The following is an 18,097-nucleotide window of genomic DNA, read 5'->3' as shown; positions in this document are numbered from 1 at the left end:
GGAATAACCTTGATTAATAACTGAAAAAACACTGAACCCAATGTGGGAGCGGGCTTGCTCGCGAATGCGGTTTTACATTCAACATCTCGGCTGACTGACCCACCGCTTTCGCGAGCAAGCCCGCTCCCACAGGGGATTGGTGTTAACCGTTGAGGACCGCGCGCACCATGTGGGTCAGCGCCTGCGGCCCATACGGTTTGCTGAGCAAATGGGTATCCGGGCTCAACTGGTGATTGCGCGAGATGATGTCCCGGGTGTGCCCCGAGGTAAACAGCACCGCCACCGGCGGGTTCTGCACTTTGGCCCAGGCCGCCAGGTCCGAGCTTTTGATCAGGCCGGGCATGACCACATCGGTGAAGATCAGGTCCACCGTCACGCCCTCCATCAGCATCTGCATCGCCGTGTCGCCGTTCGTGGCGGTCAGCACCTGATAGCCTTCCTCGCGCAGCAATTCCACTGCCGACACCCGCACCGCTTCATTGTCCTCGACCACCAAAATGGTTTCATGGCCGCCCCGCGTCTGTGGCGTCTGCAGAGGGGCTTCGTTCGGCAACGGTCGCAGGCTCCGTGGGAAATACAACTGCACCCGCGTGCCCTCGTCGACTGCGCTGGACATCTCGATATGCCCGCCGCTCTGCTTGACGAAGCCGAACACCATGCTCAAGCCCAGCCCCGTGCCCTGGCCGTCGGCCTTGGTGGTGAAAAACGGTTCGAACGCCTGGGCCAGCACATCGGGCGTCATGCCAACGCCGCCATCAGTCACGGTCACGCGCAGGTAGTCACCGGCGACGATGCCCTTGCCCGCACAGAAGCGGCGGTCGAGGACGATGTTCTCGGCGCGCAGACCGATAATGCCCTCGCCCTTCATCGCATCCCGGGCGTTGATCGCCAGGTTGAGGATGGCGTTTTCCAGTTGATTGCGATCCACGTGCACACGCCAGGCATCCTCGGCCACGGCCATATCGATCTGGATGGTTTCCCCCAGCGCCCGCTGCAACAACTCCCCCAGCCCTTCGAAGATTTGCCGGGGTTCGCACACGGCGGGTGACAGCGGTTGGCGACGGGCAAACGCGAGCAGTTGCGACGACAGCTTGGCCCCACGCTCGACCGCCGCAATCGAGGCACTGACCCGGCGCTGCACGTTGGCGTTGTCCGGTTCATGGCGAGCCAGCAGATGCAGGTTGCCGGCGATCACTTGCAGCAGGTTATTGAAGTCATGGGCCACGCCGCCGGTGAGGCCGCCAATGGCTTCCAGCTTCTGCGCCTGGCGCAATTGCTCCTCCGCTGCCAACCGCGCATTGACTTCATCGGCAACCCGCTGCTCCAGGTTGCGGGTGAACTTGAGCAAGGATTCTTCGGCGATTTTGCGTTCGTGGATGTCGATCAACACCCCCGGGAAACGGAACGGCCGGCCCTGTTCATTGAATTCGCAGCAACCGCTGGCCAACACCCACAGGTAGCTGCCGTCGGGGCGCAGGACGCGGTATTCGGCGTTGTAGGGTTCGCCGGTTTTCACCGATTGATCGACCTGCTCCTGGACCCAGGCGAAATCGTCCGGGTGAATCCGCGATTCCGCGATGCGGGTGGGCAGGTCAGCCAGATTCTGATCAGCGGGATAGGAAAAGGTGCGGGCGAAACGCTCATCCCCGGACAGCACGTTGGTCTCGATGTCCCAGACGAACGAGCCGAGCAAGGCCCCGGCATTCAGCGCCAGGCGCACTCGTTCGTTGTCGGCGCGATAGGCGCTCTCGGCTTCCTGGCGGCGGCGTTCGGAAATCACATGGGCGGTGGTTTCGACCACCATGGCCATGACGCCCGCCGGTCGTCCTTCATCATCGGCCACCGGGCTGTAATAGAGGTCCATCCATACGTCTTCCGGCACGCCGTCGCGCAACAGCACCAGCTCTTTATTGCGATAGGACAAGGTGCCACCGGCCAGGCAGGTATCAACCACATGGCGGTTGAACTCGGCGACTTCCGGCCAACCGAGCTCCACGGGTGAACCCAGCAGGTAGGGGTGACGACCGCCGGCAAAGACCGAGTAGGCATCGTTGTAGATCATGTAACCCGCCCGCCCCCAGAGCATCACCATCGGCAGCGGCGAAGCGAGCATCAGCTGCACCGAACTCCCCAGGCTGCGGGGCCAGTCATCGATGTTGCCGAGTTCGGTCTGGCTCCAGTCGAACGCGCGAATGCGTCCGGCCATTTCGCCAGTCCAGCCGGCACATCCGTGGCTATCTGATAGAAACTGCATTGACTGACTCTGCGTCCTGTAATGGCGTCCGATTGTTTCGAGCACAACTTTCGAGCACGGCGGATGCCAATGGTTTCATAGAGGTATAGCTGATTAACGCAAGACCCTGTGGGAGCGGGCTGCTCGCGAAGGCGTCGTGTTGAAGATCGTTCCCACGCTCTGCGTGGGAATGCCTCAAGGGACGCTCTGCGTTCCAATGGGACGCGGAGCGTCCTGGGCTGCATTCCTTTGCTGCGCGTGGGAACGATCACAACGATCGGGGGAGGGTTTCAGTCAGTGCCGTATTTCGGCGAACGTGGTCCGTACAACAAACCCGCTGGTTGTCCTGCCGACAGCAGCCGATTGCTGGCAACTCCGGCAATCGGGTAACCGGCGTCGGTGGAGCTGTTAATGATCTGCTTCACCGCTGCGGTAATCAGCATGCCAACCAAACCGCCGCCGCTGTTGTTGCCGCCCTCTTCGCTCGACGCACGTGCCGCGCCGGTCCACAGGGTGGTGCCGGTTTTCAGGTCCACCAGTTTGGCGGTGGCCGTGACGGCTGTTTCGCTGCTGATCACCATATAGCGAGTGCCGTACTCGGTCACGGTGATGTACAGCGCCGCGTCAGCACCGAAAATATCCCGCAGCTTGTCGGCCGGTGCCTGGTGAATGTCCGCCGGGGTGGTCAGGCCATTCTGGCGAAACGTTTCGTCGACCAGGGCAATTGGCAGCACGTAGTAACCGGCTTCAGCCAACGGAAAAGTCACCTGGGACAGCATGGCGTAGGACGCCTTGACGTCCGGCGAGTCGTTCAGCGGCGGCAGCACCAGAATGGTTTTCGGGCGTGCTTGCTTATACGCCGAGTAGTCCACGGTTTTGGGGCTGACACAACCGCCAAGGACGGCCAGCGCCAGCAGGCCGGCCATCAGTTTCAATGCGCGCGGGATCATTTGGCGTCTCCGGTCTTAGCGTTCTTGAGCAGAAAATCCATGTATTGCCCGGACTCGGGGAACAGCGTCTTCTCGGTTCGGAACTGCTGAACCATCTGGTCGTCCTTGCCCATGCTCAGGTACAACAGGCCTAGGTGAGCGTGGTAACCCGGCGGCGGGGTCTTGCCCGTCGAAGCGATCTTCTGCAGATCGCGTTCCAGGGCTTCGGCCTGCGCTTCCTTGGGGGTTTCGCCCTTGAAGTACTCGTAGACTTCCGGCTGGTAGCTTTCCCATTGGTACAGGGTTTTCGGGCCGCCGTTGCAACCCGTCAGCAGCGAGCTGCCCGACAGGGCCAATGCCATCAATGGCCACGATAGAAACTTGTTCATCGGTTATTCCTCCTTGATCAGTTGCCCGGTTTCCATGCACCGGAATTCATGCCGTCGACCAGGCGATTGATCGCCTCGCGCATGGCCAGGTCGAGCACTTTGCCGTTGAGGGTCGAATCGTAGGCCGCGGTGCCGCCGAAACCGATGATTTCACGGTTGGACAACGCGTATTCACCGGCGCCCTGGGTCGAATAGACGACTTCCGAGGTGCTGATGTTGACGATGTTCAGGTTGACCTTGGCGTAGGCCACTTGGGTCTTGCCGCGACCGAGAATACCGAACAATTGGTGATCGCCGGTTTCCTTGCGGCCGAACTCGGTGACATCGCCGGTCACCACAAAGTCAGCACCCTTGAGGCGCTGGGCCTGGCCCTTGATCGACGCTTCCTGCTGGATCTCGCCCATGTTGTCGCGGTCCAGCACGCTGAAGCGGTTGGTCTGCTGCAAGTGCGTGATCAAAATGGTCTTGGCCTGACCGCCGAGGCGATCCACGCCATCGGAGAAAATCCCGCGCATGTAGCTCGAACGGTTATCGAACTTGCCCACCGCCATCGGTACGCGAGCACCGGCCCAGGCTTGGGTGGCGCTTTCGACCTTCTCTACCGGCAATGCCCGGGAGCTTTCGGTCGCACACCCGCCAATTACGCTCAGAACGGCAATCGCGGCCCCTGATACCAACATCCGAGAGATCATTCTCACTGTGCATTCCTTCTTAAAAGCTGTTGATCCCGGCACGGCAATGGCCAACCGCTGCGGGTTGCAGCGATGAAACAGCGATGGGGATGTAATCGATAATCGACGTGCGGGACGTCGGCGGCGGGCATTATGCCAAAGTGCCATCACCTGTAACAGTGTTTAAATAATTTGGCGTCAGATCGTTGACCTCCTGCTGATCGTTACTGATCGTTCCCACTCTGCGTGGGAATGCCTCAAGGGACGCTCCGCGTTCCAATGGGACGCGGAGCGTCCTGGGCTGCATTCCCACGCAGAGCTTGGGAACGATCAGTAGGAACTGCCGAAGGCTGCGATCTTTTGGCAGCGTTAAGATTGTCGAAGATCAAGATCAAAAGATCGCAGCCTTCGGCAGCTCCTACAGGGGGAATGCACATCAGCGGAAATCCCGGCTGCGCACGCTAATGCCATCCAACAAGGGGCTCAGGTCGCTCAGCCGTCCGGCAATCAGGTGCCGCACCTCGCCTTCCCGTTCCCAGCGCCCATCAACCTTGAGCAGTTGCGAGCCCACCAACACCTGGCGCTGGCGTTCGGCCAAATCACGCCAGACCACCACGTTGACGTTGCCGAATTCGTCTTCGAGGGTAACGAAAGTCACGCCGCTGGCGGTGCCGGGGCGTTGGCGGCCGGTGACCAGCCCGGCGACGCTGACGGGGCGGCCATGTTCGACGTCGAGCAATTCCCTGGAACTGCGGCAGCGCCGGGCCTTCAATTCCGGGCGTAACAGCGCCAATGGATGCGGGCCAAGGGTCGTGCCCACCGACGCATAATCGGCCTGCAAGTCTTCGCCCACCGTGGGCTTGGGCAGCGACACTTCGGGCTCTTCCTGACGGGGCAACCCGGCGAACAACCCGAGTTGCTTCTGCACCCCCGCCACTTCCCAACGGGCGCGATGGCGGTCGCCGGCCAGTCCGCGCAAGGCCCCGGCATCGGCCAGTTGCTCCTGGGCGCGGGCGTCGAGCTGCGCCCGTTCGCCGAGGTCGGCGATGTCGATAAACGCGCCTCGCGAACGCGCAGCTTCGATGCGCCGGGCATCATCCTCACGAAAGCCCTTGATCATCCGCAGCCCCATGCGAATCGCCGGTTGCGCGCCGCTGATCGGTTCCAGGCTGCAATCCCAGTCGCTGGCGCGCACGTCCACCGGGCGAATCTGCAAATCATGCCGACGGGCATCCTGCAGGATCTGGTCCGGGCTGTAGAAACCCATGGGCCAACTGTTGATCAGCGCACAGGCGAACGCCGCCGGTTCGTGGCATTTGAGCCAGCAACTGGCGTAGGTCAGCAAGGCAAAACTGGCGGCGTGGGATTCGGGGAAACCGTAGCTGCCGAAGCCTTTGATCTGTTCGAAGATTTGGGCGGCGAATTCCGGCGTGTAGCCCTTTTTTTTCATGCCGGCAGCAAGACGATCCTTATGCGGTTCAAGTCCGCCGTGGCGCTTCCAGGCTGCCATGGAGCGACGTAGCTGATCGGCTTCGCCGGGGCTGTAACTGGCAGCCACGATGGCTATCTGCATCACTTGTTCCTGGAACAGCGGAACACCGAGCGTGCGCTTCAGCACCTCCCTCAACTCTTCGGAGGGATAGCTTTCGAGTTCTTCCTTGTTTCGTCGCCGTAGATAGGGATGCACCATGCCGCCCTGAATAGGCCCGGGGCGAACGATGGCCACTTCAATCACCAGGTCATAGAACTTGCGCGGCTTGAGCCGGGGCAACATCGACATTTGTGCCCGGGATTCGATCTGGAACACGCCGATGGTGTCGGCCTGGCCAATCATGTCGTAGGTTTGTGGATCTTCCGCAGGGACCGTCGCCAGGCTCAAGTCCAGATTGCGGTGGCGGCGCAGCAAATCGAAACAGCGGCGAATCGCGCTGAGCATGCCCAGGGCCAGAATATCCACTTTGAGCAGCCCGACCGCATCAAGATCATCCTTGTCCCACTGAATGATGGTGCGATCAGCCATTGCCGCGTTTTCCACCGGCACCAGACTGTCCAGCGGATGCTCGGAAATGACGAAGCCGCCGGGATGCTGGGACAGATGCCGGGGGAAACCGATCAACTGTCGGGTCAAGCTCAGCACCCGTTTAAGCACCGGACTCTCGGGGTCGAAACCACTTTCAATCAGGCGCTCGACCGGCGGCGTATTGTCACTCCAGTGACCACAACAATCGGCCAGGGCATTGATTTGATCCGGCGGCAGTCCCAAAGCCTTGGCCACATCACGCACCGCGCCCGCCGCGTGATAAGTGCTGACCACGGCAGTCAACGCGGCACGGGTGCGGCCATAGCGCTGGAACACGTACTGCAAGACTTCTTCGCGCCGCTCATGCTCGAAGTCCACGTCGATGTCCGGCGGCTCGTTGCGCTCCTTTGAGAGGAAGCGCTCGAACAGCATGTTCATTCGCTCCGGATCGATCTCGGTGATACCCAAGGCAAAACACACCGCCGAGTTGGCCGCCGAACCTCGCCCCTGACACAGGATTTTCTGGCGGCGGGCGAAGGCGACGATGTCCTGAACGGTGAGAAAGTAGCTCTCATAACCCAGCTCGGCGATCAGCCCCAACTCCTTGTCGATCAGGCCCCTCACTTTCTCGCTGATGCCTTCGGGCCAACGCTCGCGAACGCCGCGTTCGGTCAATTCACTCAGCCAGGACGCAGCACTGTGCCCCTCCGGCACCAGTTCCCTGGGATATTGATAGCGCAACTGCCCCAGATCAAAGGTGCAACGCCGGGCGATGACCAGGGTTTCATCAAGCAATGCCCTCGGATAGATCTCGCCCACGACATCGAGACTGCGCAAATGCCGCTCGCCATTGGGGTGCAAACGCAACCCGGCCGACGCCACCGGCAGGTGATGGCGGATCGCGGTCATGGTGTCCTGCAAGGCGCGGCGGCCACGGGCATGCATGTGCACATCGCCGCTGGCCACCGCCGGGATGCGCAATTCCCTGGCCAGCATCAACAGGTCGTTCAGCCGTCGGCTATCGTCCTGCCCGCGATGCAACTGGACCGCCAGCCACAGGCGTTCGGCAAAGACCTGTTTAAGCCAGTGGCCCTGGGCAACATCATCCACTGCGTCCGGCACCCACAACGCCAACAACCCCGGCAACGGCTCGCTGAAGTCCTCCCGCAGCACCTGATACTGGCCCTTTTGCGTACGACGCCGGGCGCGGGTGATCAGCCGGCACAACGCCTGATAGCCCTCGAGGTTTTCCACCAGCAGCACCAGTTTCGGCCCGTCCTCAATGCGGATTTCGCTGCCGATGATCAACGGCAGCTCGACAGACTTGGCCGCTTGCCAGGCCCGGACAATGCCGGCCAGGGTGCATTCATCGGTGATCGCCAGGGCCTGATAACCCTGTTGTCTGGCCCGTTGAAACAACTCCAGCGCACTGGAAGCCCCGCGCTGGAAGCTGAAGTTCGACAGGCAATGCAGTTCGGCATAGTCGACGCTCATGCGAACCACCCCTGCAGCCACAACGGGCCGTCCTCACCCACCGCCCGATAGGCCCAGCCCTGTTGGCCGGCGCGGGTCTGGATCAGGTAGTAATCCCGACGCACATCGGCGCCATCCCACCAGCCGGACTCGATGCGTTCCGGCCCCATGAGGATGCGCGCCGAACCTTCGTGCACCGCCAGCGGTTCGGTCAGCAGCCAGCCCGGCCGTTGCACCTTCGGCAGTCCGTCGCAAGGCTGGTTGTCGACATGGGTTTGCCACGCACACTCGGGGCGATGATCGGCCTGAAAGCGCAAGCCTTGCACCGCCTCGTCCCCGAGCCGCGCCCGCAAGCGTTCGCGCAACTGCTCCCAGGGCAAGGACTGCTGCGGGCGGTCATCGAACAGTTCCTGGTGCTGGGGCACGAAGCTCGGCAGGTCTTCGGCGCGCAGGCGGAAACCGCGCACCGGGGCCTCGACCTGTACTTGCTCCAAACGCCCCCGGGCCAGCTCAAAGAGCATCGCCGGATCGCGCTCGGCGCTGAGCAGTCCGACCTTAATCACGCTGTCCGGCAACCCGGCGTGCTCAAGGTGCAGGTCGAAACGCTGCACGCCGCTGTCCCGGCCGCAGAGGAACGCCGACAGATCGCCGGTCAACCGGCGCAGTGGAAACAGCAGCGCCTGATGGGATTGCACGTCGAAGTTGAGCTCGATGCGCACATCAAAGCGATCCGGCGGCAAATAAAACGCCAGGGCCAAGTGGCGCAAGCCGAACAAGGCGTCCAGATGCTTGAGCACCTGGGCCTCGAAACGCCGGGCCAGGGTATGTCGCGGCAACGCCTGCACTTGGCTCAGGGTGCGCAGGCCCATGCGCGACAACGCTGTGGCCACCGTGGGTTCCAGGGCGATGCGGTCGACCGGCAGTTGTCCCAGGTGATAACGCAAGGCTTGATCGTCCGGCACCACCAGCCCGTCATAGACGTTAGCCAGCACCCGCGCCGCCACCGGGTTGGGCGCGGCGACGATGCGGTGACGAAAACCCAGCGCGGTGAGTTCGCTGCGCAACCGTGCTTCGAACTGCGGCCAGGCGCCGAACAGGCCCAGGCTCGACTCGATCTCAAACACCACCGCCCGTGGGTAATGCACGCTGACCTGGGAACTGAAGCCATAGGCCCAGGCCGCGAGAAACTGCTGCCAGTGCTCGATGTCGGCGGCGTCGTACTCGGCGGTGACAAAGCCTTTGCTCAAGGCCTGGGCCGCGGTCATCGACTGACCGGGACGTAAGCCCAGTGCGCGCGCCGAACCGTTGACCGCTTGCAACACCCGGCGCTGGGCCGGGCCGGTCAGCAGCGCCAACGGTTCATCGGGGTCAGGGCGCTGGCGCAGTACCGCGTCCAGTGCCAATTGCGGGAACAGAATGCATACCCAGCGCATGGCAACCTCAATGTCCCATGGCAAAGGCTATCGGCGCCGTGCGGGCCAATCCGCCCCGGCACTTCAAGACCCGCAACTGCGCAGGCCTGGCGTCGATGGCAATGCGCAGGGCCGCCGGCGAAGGATTCACCGCTTCGGCCATCGAGCGATAGGCGAACGCCAGGGTCGAGCCGGTTTCCGCCGCCACTTGCAAGCGCCGCAAGGCACGGTCATCGGCCTTGTGCGGCCAACACAGCACTGCGCCGCAACTGCCGGAACGCAGGCATTGTTCCGCCGCCCACAGCGCATCGCGCTCGCTGGCCTGGATGATCGACAACTGGCGCAGATCGACCCCGGCGTTCTGCCAGGCCTGGGGATATGGCACGTAGGGCGGTGCAACCAATACGATGCGTTCGCCCGCCGCCGACAACCGCGCCAGGGCCGGCCACACCAGTTGCAACTCGCCAACGCCCTGCCCGGCCAGGAGGATTTCGGTCAGCGCCGCTTCCGGCCAGCCCCCGGTGGGCAGCGCCGCATCCAGCGCGGCATGCCCGGTGGGTTGCGGGCTGACGGCCGGGGGCGCAGGCCGCCCCTTCCAGACCTGGCCGCCATTGAACAGCGTATCCAACGCAACGACGGCGCCCATCACCCTTGCCTCACCAGACCGCAGAACACCCCTTCGATGGCCAGGTCCTGATCAGCCTCGACGATGATTGGCTTGTATGCCGGGTTGCGCGGCAGCAGCCGCACCCGGTCGCCGACCCGTTCAAAACGCTTGATGGTCACTTCGCCGTCAAGCCGCGCCACCACGATCTGGCCGTTCAGCGCCTCGGGGTTGCGGTGCACCCCCACCAGATCGCCGTCGAGAATGCCGTCTTCGATCATCGAATCGCCCTGGACCCGCAGCATATAGTCCGGCACCCGGGAGAAGATCGACGGATCGAACAGCAAACGGCTGTGGACCTCGGCATCGGCACCAATCGGCGCCCCCGCCGCCACTCGGCCGAGCACCGGGATGTCCAGCAACTCGGGCCGCGCCGGTTGCCCGAGCAAACGAATGCCCCGGGCCTGATGCGGGTTGACCTCGATAAACCCGGCATCGGTCAGCGCCAGCACATGCTTGCGCGCCACGCTGCGGGAGGCGAAACCAAAGGCCTCGCTGATTTCAGCGAGGCTCGGGGACTGGCCGTGCTCCGCGATTCGATCACGGATAAAGGTCAGGATGGCGGTACGGCGGGGAGTGAGAGTCGTCATGGAGTACATTTGTACTCTTTTGGCGTTTTTCTGGCAACGACCACCAGTCAGGTTGGCGCTGACGGCTGACTGTAGGAGCAAGGCTTGCCCGCGAAGAGGCCGGCATATTCAGCAAAGTTGTTGCCTGACCCACCGCTTTCGCGAGCAAGCCCGCTCCCACAGGGGATGTGTGGCGGGACATAAAGTTATGCACGACGCAGAACCCTTGTAGGAGCAAGGCTTGCCCGCGAAGAGGCCGGCACATTCAGCAAAGATGTTGCCTGACCCACCGCTTTCGCGAGCAAGCCCGCTCCCACAGGGGATGTGTGGCGGAACATAAAGTTATGCACGACGCAGAACCCTTGTAGGAGCAAGGCTTGCCCGCGAAGAGGCCGGCATATTCAGCAAAGATGTTGCCTGACCCACCGCTTTCGCGAGCAAGCCCGCTCCCACAGGGGATGTGTGGCGGAACATAAAGTTATGCACGACGCAGAACCCTTGTAGGAGCAAGGCTTGCCCGCGAAGAGGCCGGCACATTCAACATAAAGGGTGACTGACCCACCGCTTTCGCGAGCAAGCCTCGCTCCTACAGTTTTTTATTTCCGGTGTTTGTTACTGGATGTTTACGGAATTTTTACCAATGTTCTTCTACAGTTACGCGCGTATCCGTATTTGAGTAGAGGAATGTTTGAAATGGCTTTGGGCAAAGGACTGCGTTTTCCGTCCATCACTCCGACCCGTCTGGTGCTGCTGTTTTCCCTGGCACTGGTGGCGCTGTACAACCTGGCGACCTGGAAGGCGCTGGGCACGTTGATCACCCTGCAAGGTGCGCACAAACTGGGTTTTTTCGTCTCTTTCGGGCTGTTTTTGTGGGCGGCCATTACCCTGTTGCTGACGCTGGTGTCGTTTCGCTGGACGCTCAAACCGGCGCTGACGCTGATCGCCCTGCTCTCGTCCTGCGCCGCGTATTTCATGAGCGAGTACGGGATCACCATCGACACGGTGATGATCCAGAACGTGTTCGAAACCAATCCCGCCGAAGCCACGGCGCTGTTCAACGGCAAGCTGCTGGCTTACGTGCTGCTGCTCGGCGTGCTGCCGGCGGTGCTGGTCTGGTGTTGGCCGGTGCGCTATCGACCGTTCTTTCGCGGGTTGCTGAACAAGCTCCTGGTGATCGCGGCCTGTGTGCTGGTGATCGGCGCCTCGGTCGGTGCTTTCTACTCGACCTACGCGCCGATTTTTCGCGAAGAGGACAAGCTCACCCACTTCATCAACCCGACCAATTACATCTACGCCATCAGCAAATACACCAAGCAGCGGCTGGGGATCAAAAAGCACTTCGTGGTGCAGGCCATTGGCGAAGACGCGGTGATGAGCGCGCGGGCCGCCAGTCGCGAGAAGAAATCGCTGATGGTGTTCGTGGTCGGCGAAACCGCCCGGGCCGACCATTTCTCGCTCAATGGATACGGGCGCGACACCAACCCTGAACTGAGCCAACTGGACATCCTCAACTTCACTCAGGTGCATTCCTGCGGCACCTCCACGGCGGTCTCGGTGCCGTGCATGTTCTCGATGTTCCCCCGCGAGGACTACAGCGACAAGAAAGGCAAGACCTACGAAGGCCTGCTGGACATCCTGCAACGGGCCGGCGTGCAGGTGCTGTGGCTGGACAACAACAGCGACTGCAAAGGCACCTGCCTGCGAGTGCCGCACCGGGACATCGCGAAGAATCAGCCGGGGCCGTTCTGCGACGGCAACAACTGCCTGGACGAAGCGCTGCTGGCGGATCTGCAAGGCTACATCGACAGCCTCAAGGGCAACGCGATCATCGTCCTGCACGCCGACGGCAGCCATGGCCCGGAATACTACGAGCGCTACCCGAAGGAACTGGAGCGCTTCACACCGATCTGCCACACCAACCAGTTGGGCAGTTGCAGCCGCGAGGAACTGGTGAATGTGTACGACAACACCATCCTCTACACCGACCATTTCCTGGCCAAGGTGATCGAGCTGCTCAAGCGCAACCAGGACAGTCTCGATACCTCGATGCTCTACGTCTCCGACCATGGCGAATCCCTGGGGGAAAACGGCCTGTACCTGCACGCCGCGCCCTATGCCTTGGCGCCAGAAGCGCAGACCCATGTGCCGATGGTCATGTGGTTCGGCACTAACACCCTGGCCCAGTTGGGGATTGATCGCGGTTGTTTGCAAGGCAAGAGCGGCCAGCCGGATCTGAGCCATGACAACCTGTTTCATTCGGTGCTGGGGTTGTTCGAGGTCAAGACCTCGTTGTATCAGCCGGGGCTGGATATTTTCCGGGGATGCCGGCCTCCCATGACCGCTAACCAATAACCTGATCACCACACAATCCCTGTGGGAGCGGGTGGATACAAATCATGTGTCCAGCGCAAATCCTGTAGGAGCGAGGCTTGCCCGCGAAGGCGGTGGATCAGTCAACGTCGATGTCGACTGATAGTCCGCTTTCGCGGGCAAGCCTCGCTCCTACAAGGGAGGTGTCAACCCTGAGAGGTAGGGCCACGGGTAGATGCCGCGCTCGTGGCCGTCGCTGAAGATCAATTGCAGGCCGTAGCCCTGGGCGTTCAACTCGACCACGCGGATGCGCGAATCCACCTTCACCGTCAGCCCTTGCAGCCGAAACGCCCGGCATTGCGAGCATGGGCATTGGCGGCGCAGTTCGGCGTGGTCGAGCAGTTGCTCCCGGCCATCCGGCCAGTTCAGCCGCAATTGCTGTTTGCTTTGGGAGTTACCCACCGCCAACGGGTTCATTGCAACTGGCTCAAGGCGATGCGCACGGCTTTGCGCACTTCCGGGTCGCCGTCGTCTTGCGCCGCTTGCAGGGCTGCAACGGCCCCTCGATCATTCAATTCGCCCAACGCCAGCGCGGCTTCCTTGCGCAAATTGCTGATGCGATGGCCCAAGGTTTCGATCAATGCATCAAGGGCCGGGGCATACCGCAAGCGTCCGAGGCTGCGGGTGGCGCGCAGGCGCACTTGCCAGTAATCGTCGCCCAGGGCGTCCACCAGCGCAGGGCCCGCATCCAGGTGGCCGACTTTGCCCAGGGTGGTGGCGGCTTCTTCGCGCACTTGCCAGGCGTGGTCCTGCAAGGCCTGGCGCAGGGCCGGCAGCACTTGAATGTCGGAGGCCAAACCGAGGGCGCCGGTGGCGGCGCGGCGCACTTCGGTGTCCGGGTCGTCGCTGGCCAGTCGGGCCAGGGCTGGCAACGCATCCAGTTGCTTGAGCCAACCGAGTACGCCAACGGCTTCCCGGCGCACGCTGGCGTCTTCATCGCTCAATGCGTTTAAAGCAACACCCGCGGCACCGGGAAAGCGCAACTCACGCAAGGCCCTGAACGCGGCAACCCGCACACTGATATCGGCATGCCCGGTCCACGGCAAAATCACCCGGCCCGCCGCTTCGCTTTTCAGCAGGCTCAAGCTCTGTGCGGCGGCGGCTTGCACGGCCAGGGATGGATCGGTCAGCGCCTGGCACAAAGCCTGGACCACCGGCTCATCCTCCCAGGCTTCCAGCAGCCGGGCGGCTTCGGCGCGGACTTCTTCGGTCGGGTCTTGAGCCAGGCGATTGACCAGCCACAACAAGCCTTCCGGCTCTTCGAGGTCCGCCAGTTCGATCAGGGCAATGCGGCGCACGCCGGGGTCTGCGTCGGTCAGGCGCGGTTGCAGGGTGAGGATGTCGTCGTTATCGGTTACATCGAATAGAGAGGTCATAGGGCAAATCGCGGCAGTTTGTTTTCTAGGGGAAGTCCGAGGGGGTTCAGGCGTGGCAGTTGCCGACCGTCCTCGTGACGCAGAAGCTCAAGGCAGTGACGCTTCAAGCGGGAAAACTCGTGGCTGGTCACCAGTTCCGTGGTGCGTGGCCGGGGGAAATCGAGGCGCAGGTCTTCGATGATGCGACCGGGGCGCGAACTCATCACCAGCAGGCGATCGGCGAGGAACAGCGCCTCGTCGATGTCATGGGTGACGAACACCACGGTGGTGCGAATCCGTGTCCAGATGTCCAGCAGCAGTTCCTGCATGTTCAGCCGGGTCAGGGCGTCGAGGGCGCCGAAGGGTTCGTCCATCAGCAACAGGCGTGGGCGATTGATCAATACCCGGGCGATTTCGACCCGTTGTTGCATGCCGCCGGAGAGCTGATCCGGCCAGCGTTCGGCGAAGCCTTCGAGGCCCACCAGCCCGAGGATTTCGTCGGCGGCTTTGTGCCGTTCGGCTTTACCGATGCCGCGCATTTTCAGGCCGAACGCTACGTTGTCCCGCACCGTGCGCCAGGGGAACAGCGTGTGATGCTGGAACACCATGCCCCGCTGTGGCGACGGCCCCAGGACCGGCGCGCCATCGACATTCAAGGTGCCAACACGGGGTTGCAGGTGCCCGGCCAGCGCACCGAGCAAGGTGGATTTGCCGCACCCGGACGGCCCGAGAATGCACACGAACTGCCCCGGTTCGATCTGGCAATCCAGTCCTTGCACGGCTTCGAACGCGGCGCTGCCCTCCCCCAGGCTGATCGATAAGTCGCGAATATCGATCCGCCCTTCGGGGTGTTGAAAAACGCTCATCAGGCTTTTCCTCGTGGTCGATGCCAAGGCGTGAACAGCCCGCCCAGGCGTTTGATCAGCAGGCTGCTGCCCATTCCGAGAACACCGATCAGCAACATGCCGACGACGATGTCGGCGTAGTTCTGGATGGTGTAGGACTCCCAGGTGTAATAGCCGATGCCGAACTGGCCCGAGATCATTTCGGCGGTCACCAGGCAGAACCAAGAGGTGCCCATGCCGATTGCGAGGCCGGTGATGATGCTCGGCGCGGCGCCGGGCAGGATCACTTCCAGCAAGATGGCGCGGCGCCCTGCCCCGAGGCTGCGGGCCGAGGCGATCAGGCGTGGGTCGACTCCTTCGACGCCGTGGATGGTGTTGAGCAGGATCGGGAACAGCGCGCCGGTAAAGGTGATGAAAACCATCGACAGTTCCGAGGACGGGAACATCAGGATGGCCAATGGGATCCACGCGACGGCGGGGATCGGTCTCAAGACTTCAAGAGGCGGCAGCAGCAAGTCTTCGGCCCATTTCGAGCGGCCGATGGCCAGGCCCAGGGCGATGCCGATGACCAGCGCCGCGAGATAACCGGCGAACACCCGGCTGAGGCTCGCGCCCAGGTGTTGGCCGAGCTTGCCGGAGTCGCCCAGGCCCAGTGCGGCGTGGATCACCGACAGTGGCGTCGGGACGTTGGCGAAAGTCACCAGGCCGAGGTTCCAGTGGCCGCTTGCAGCGAATTGCCAGAACAACAGGCAGAGCAGCAATGAGGCGGCTCGGGGGAGCCAGCGTGAATTCATGTGTCACCTCTGATCGTTCCCACGCTCTGCGTGGGAATGCATCCCGTGACGCTCTGCGTCACATTCAAAAGCGGAACGCGGAGCGTCCCTGGCGGCATTCCCACGCAGAGCGTGGGAACGATCTGAATCAGCGGCTGGCAACGGCCTGGGTGGTGGCGTCGGTGAAGTCGAGCACTTTGCCGCCCTGGGCCGTGGCGAATTGCTGGGCCTGGCCTTTGAGCAGGAACGCGCTGAGTCGCCCTTTCGCGTCGCTGGCAAACCACGCCTGATCCGCCAGCAACTTGATGCCGCTGTCACTCGCCTGGGCATACACCGCGCGGATGTTCTTGCCTTCCGATTTCAACCCGGCCAACGCGCTGAACGCCGCTTCCGCCGAGGCGTATTGCCGGACTTTAGGCTCGCCACGCACCCAGATTTCCGCCACATGGCTGACATCGGTAATGGCTTTGCCGCTGACCGCATCGACCGTATTGAGCGGCGTTTGCGCGTAGTTGGCCAGTTGCGCGGTGTAGTCCAGGTTCGAGGCCTTGAACGCGGCGCGGATGTATTGGTCGTCGATGAAGGTGTTCAAGTCGAGGCCGCGATCAGCCTTCTTCAGCAACTTGAGGGTATCGATGGCGGTGCCAACGGCCTGACGGTATTCCGGCTTCCAGCTCAGGTCGCGGGTCTGCACGCCCAGTGGGCCATGGAACAGGTAATTGACCTCGGCATCGACGCCGGTGACCTTGGCGATCAGCTCGCTGTATTTCTCCGGTTCCGCCGCCAGCAGTTGATTGGCTTCGATGCTCGCCCGCAGGTAGGCGACGACGATTTCCGGGTACTTCTTCGCGTAGGCCTGATCCACCAACGCCCCGTGGAACGTTGGCGCATTGGCCTGGGCGCCGTCATAGATCTTGCGAGCGAAACCACGGCTCGGGAACAGTTCTGCAAACGGAACGAAGTCGGCGTGGGCATCGATCTTCCCGGCCTGCAACGCCGAGCCGGCAACCTCCGGGGGCTGGGCGATGATGTTCACGTCTTTCAGCGGGTCCCAGCCCTGGGCGGCAACGGCGCGCAACAACATGCCGTGGGCCGTGGAGGCGAACGGCACGGAAATGGTCTTGCCCTTGAGCTCCGCCAACGACTGCACACCCGACGCGCTCGGCACCACAATGCCGTTGCCGCTGCCCTTGATGCTGCCCGAGAGCACGTTGATAAACAGGCTGTGCTTGCCGGCGGTTTCGAACGCCACACCGTTGAACGCGCCGGGGAAATCCGCCATGGCGCCGAAGTCGAGTTTGCCGGCGACCATCTCGTTGGTCAGGGGCGCGCCGCTGGTGAAGTTTTTCCACTCCACTTCATATTTCGCGTCCTTGTAGGGGCCGTCGTGGGGCAGGTATTTGTCCAGCAGACCGAGTTCGCGGATCAACAAGCCGCCGGCGGCGCAATTGATGGTGGTGTCCTGGGTGCCGATGGCGATGCGGATGGTTTCAGCCGAGGCTGACAGGGTGAATGAGGCCAGTACCAGACCGGCTAACGTTGCACGCAGCGATGTTTGCAAAGACATGGGTGAATCCCCTCGAATCATTTATTGGATATTCGTCTCCGCCACGATCAGGGCGTGGTGGGAAACGAGGGGTGTTTTGAAACGGGCGTCCGGGGGTGGCCGGATGGCTTTTTTGTTGTTCGTGGCGGCCTCTTCGCGAGCAAGCCCGCTCCCACAATTTGATCGTGGGTGGACATAAATCTTGTGCCCGGCATAAATCCCCTGTGGGAGCGGGCTTGCTCGCGAAGGCGGTTCAACATTCAACATTGATGCTGGCAGACCCACCGCTTTCGCGAGCAAGCCCGCTCCCACAATTTGATCTTGGGTGGACATAAATCTTGTGCCCGGCACAAATCCCCTGTGGGAGCGGGCTTGCTCGCGAAGGCGGCATCACATTCAACATAAATATTGACTGGCCCACCGCTTTCGCGAGCAAGCTCGCTCCCACAATTTGATCTTGGGTGGACATAAATCCTGTGCCCGGCACAAATCCCCTGTGGGAGCGGGCTTGCTCGCGAAGGCGGTTCAACATTCAACATTGATGCTGGCAGACCCACCGCTTTCGCGAGCAAGCCCGCTCCCACAGGGGATTGTGTTTCAGCGCAAGAGGTACGGGATTTCGACTTTCACTGCACCAGTCGGGCAGTCCTTTTCGCAGGGCATGCAGTACCAGCATTCATCGAAGGCCATGTAGGCTTTTTGCGTGGCTGGGTTGATCGCCAGCAGGTCCATCGGGCAGACGTCGACGCACACGGTGCAGCCTTTGTGGGCGATGCAAAGGTCCTCGTCGACCGTGACCGGTGCGTTGGAGCGGAAGAAGATTTCCTGGGGTTGATAGGCCATTTTTC

15 protein-coding genes are annotated in these 18,097 nt (G+C 62.1%); 1 reads left to right on the top strand and 14 read right to left on the bottom strand.

Features of this window, described 5'->3' with window-relative positions; genetic code table 11:
* Positions 1–142: 142 nt before the first annotated feature.
* The 8 genes from BK665_RS23365 to lexA form a co-directional block, all read right to left on the bottom strand.
* Entirely contained in the window at positions 143–2,254 is a 2,112-nt protein-coding gene (locus BK665_RS23365) for a hybrid sensor histidine kinase/response regulator (RefSeq protein ID WP_123408961.1), read from the bottom strand.
* 269 nt (positions 2,255–2,523) lie between these two features.
* Positions 2,524–3,183, bottom strand: a complete 660-nt coding sequence (locus tag BK665_RS23360) for a DUF799 domain-containing protein (protein ID WP_123408960.1) — start codon at positions 3,181–3,183, stop codon at positions 2,524–2,526.
* Positions 3,180–3,524, bottom strand: a complete 345-nt coding sequence (locus BK665_RS23355; RefSeq protein ID WP_375538949.1) for a DUF4810 domain-containing protein — start codon at positions 3,522–3,524, stop codon at positions 3,180–3,182. Before BK665_RS23355 ends, BK665_RS23360 begins: the two co-directional genes overlap by 4 nt.
* Positions 3,525–3,568: 44 nt before the next feature.
* A complete protein-coding gene (locus tag BK665_RS23350; protein ID WP_185076614.1) occupies positions 3,569–4,243 on the bottom strand; it encodes a CsgG/HfaB family protein in 675 nt (224 codons plus the stop codon).
* A 415-nt stretch (positions 4,244–4,658) separates the two neighbouring features.
* A complete protein-coding gene (locus tag BK665_RS23345; RefSeq protein WP_221179272.1) occupies positions 4,659–7,757 on the bottom strand; it encodes an error-prone DNA polymerase in 3,099 nt (1,032 codons plus the stop codon).
* Complete coding sequence (locus BK665_RS23340) at positions 7,733–9,148, bottom strand: Y-family DNA polymerase (protein WP_123408956.1); 1,416 nt, start codon at positions 9,146–9,148, stop codon at positions 7,733–7,735. The genes BK665_RS23345 and BK665_RS23340 overlap by 25 nt, the downstream gene beginning before the upstream one ends.
* A 7-nt stretch (positions 9,149–9,155) precedes the next feature.
* Positions 9,156–9,773 (bottom strand): translesion DNA synthesis-associated protein ImuA, encoded by a 618-nt coding sequence (gene imuA / locus BK665_RS23335; RefSeq protein ID WP_123408955.1) that lies wholly within the window; start codon positions 9,771–9,773, stop codon positions 9,156–9,158.
* Positions 9,773–10,390, bottom strand: a complete 618-nt coding sequence (lexA, locus tag BK665_RS23330; protein WP_123408954.1) for a transcriptional repressor LexA — start codon at positions 10,388–10,390, stop codon at positions 9,773–9,775. Before lexA ends, imuA begins: the two co-directional genes overlap by 1 nt.
* Positions 10,391–11,053: 663 nt before the next feature.
* On the opposite strand from lexA, the gene BK665_RS23315 reads away from it, so the two are divergent.
* Positions 11,054–12,712: a phosphoethanolamine transferase gene (locus tag BK665_RS23315; RefSeq protein ID WP_123409013.1), complete on the top strand. Its 1,659-nt coding sequence runs from the start codon at positions 11,054–11,056 to the stop codon at positions 12,710–12,712.
* A gap of 150 nt (positions 12,713–12,862) precedes the next feature.
* Here the strand turns inward: BK665_RS23315 and BK665_RS23310 are convergent, their stop codons facing one another.
* From BK665_RS23310 to BK665_RS23280, 6 genes are all read right to left on the bottom strand, one after another.
* Positions 12,863–13,147 carry a DUF971 domain-containing protein gene (locus BK665_RS23310; RefSeq protein WP_123408951.1) on the bottom strand — a complete coding sequence of 95 codons (285 nt, stop codon included), beginning with the start codon at positions 13,145–13,147 and terminating at the stop codon, positions 12,863–12,865.
* The gene (locus BK665_RS23305; RefSeq protein ID WP_123408950.1) at positions 13,144–14,106 is read right to left on the bottom strand and encodes a HEAT repeat domain-containing protein; all 963 of its coding nucleotides are present in this window, start codon (positions 14,104–14,106) and stop codon (positions 13,144–13,146) included. Before BK665_RS23305 ends, BK665_RS23310 begins: the two co-directional genes overlap by 4 nt.
* On the bottom strand, positions 14,103–14,951 hold the full coding sequence (locus BK665_RS23300; RefSeq protein WP_123408949.1) for an ABC transporter ATP-binding protein: 849 nt from the start codon (positions 14,949–14,951) through the stop codon (positions 14,103–14,105). The genes BK665_RS23305 and BK665_RS23300 overlap by 4 nt, the downstream gene beginning before the upstream one ends.
* Positions 14,951–15,724, bottom strand: a complete 774-nt coding sequence (locus tag BK665_RS23295) for an ABC transporter permease (RefSeq protein ID WP_123408948.1) — start codon at positions 15,722–15,724, stop codon at positions 14,951–14,953. Before BK665_RS23295 ends, BK665_RS23300 begins: the two co-directional genes overlap by 1 nt.
* A gap of 127 nt (positions 15,725–15,851) precedes the next feature.
* The gene (locus BK665_RS23290; protein ID WP_123408947.1) at positions 15,852–17,270 is read right to left on the bottom strand and encodes an ABC transporter substrate-binding protein; all 1,419 of its coding nucleotides are present in this window, start codon (positions 17,268–17,270) and stop codon (positions 15,852–15,854) included.
* A gap of 576 nt (positions 17,271–17,846) precedes the next feature.
* A complete protein-coding gene (locus tag BK665_RS23280; RefSeq protein WP_007946457.1) occupies positions 17,847–18,092 on the bottom strand; it encodes a 4Fe-4S dicluster domain-containing protein in 246 nt (81 codons plus the stop codon).
* Between the last annotated feature and the right edge of the window lie 5 nt (positions 18,093–18,097).

The sequence above is a fragment of the Pseudomonas frederiksbergensis genome (assembly GCF_003732665.1).
GTDB lineage: Bacteria > Pseudomonadota > Gammaproteobacteria > Pseudomonadales > Pseudomonadaceae > Aquipseudomonas > Aquipseudomonas frederiksbergensis_G.
Note: the sequence above shows the minus strand (reverse complement) of the source record. Positions and strands in the feature narration are given on the sequence as shown.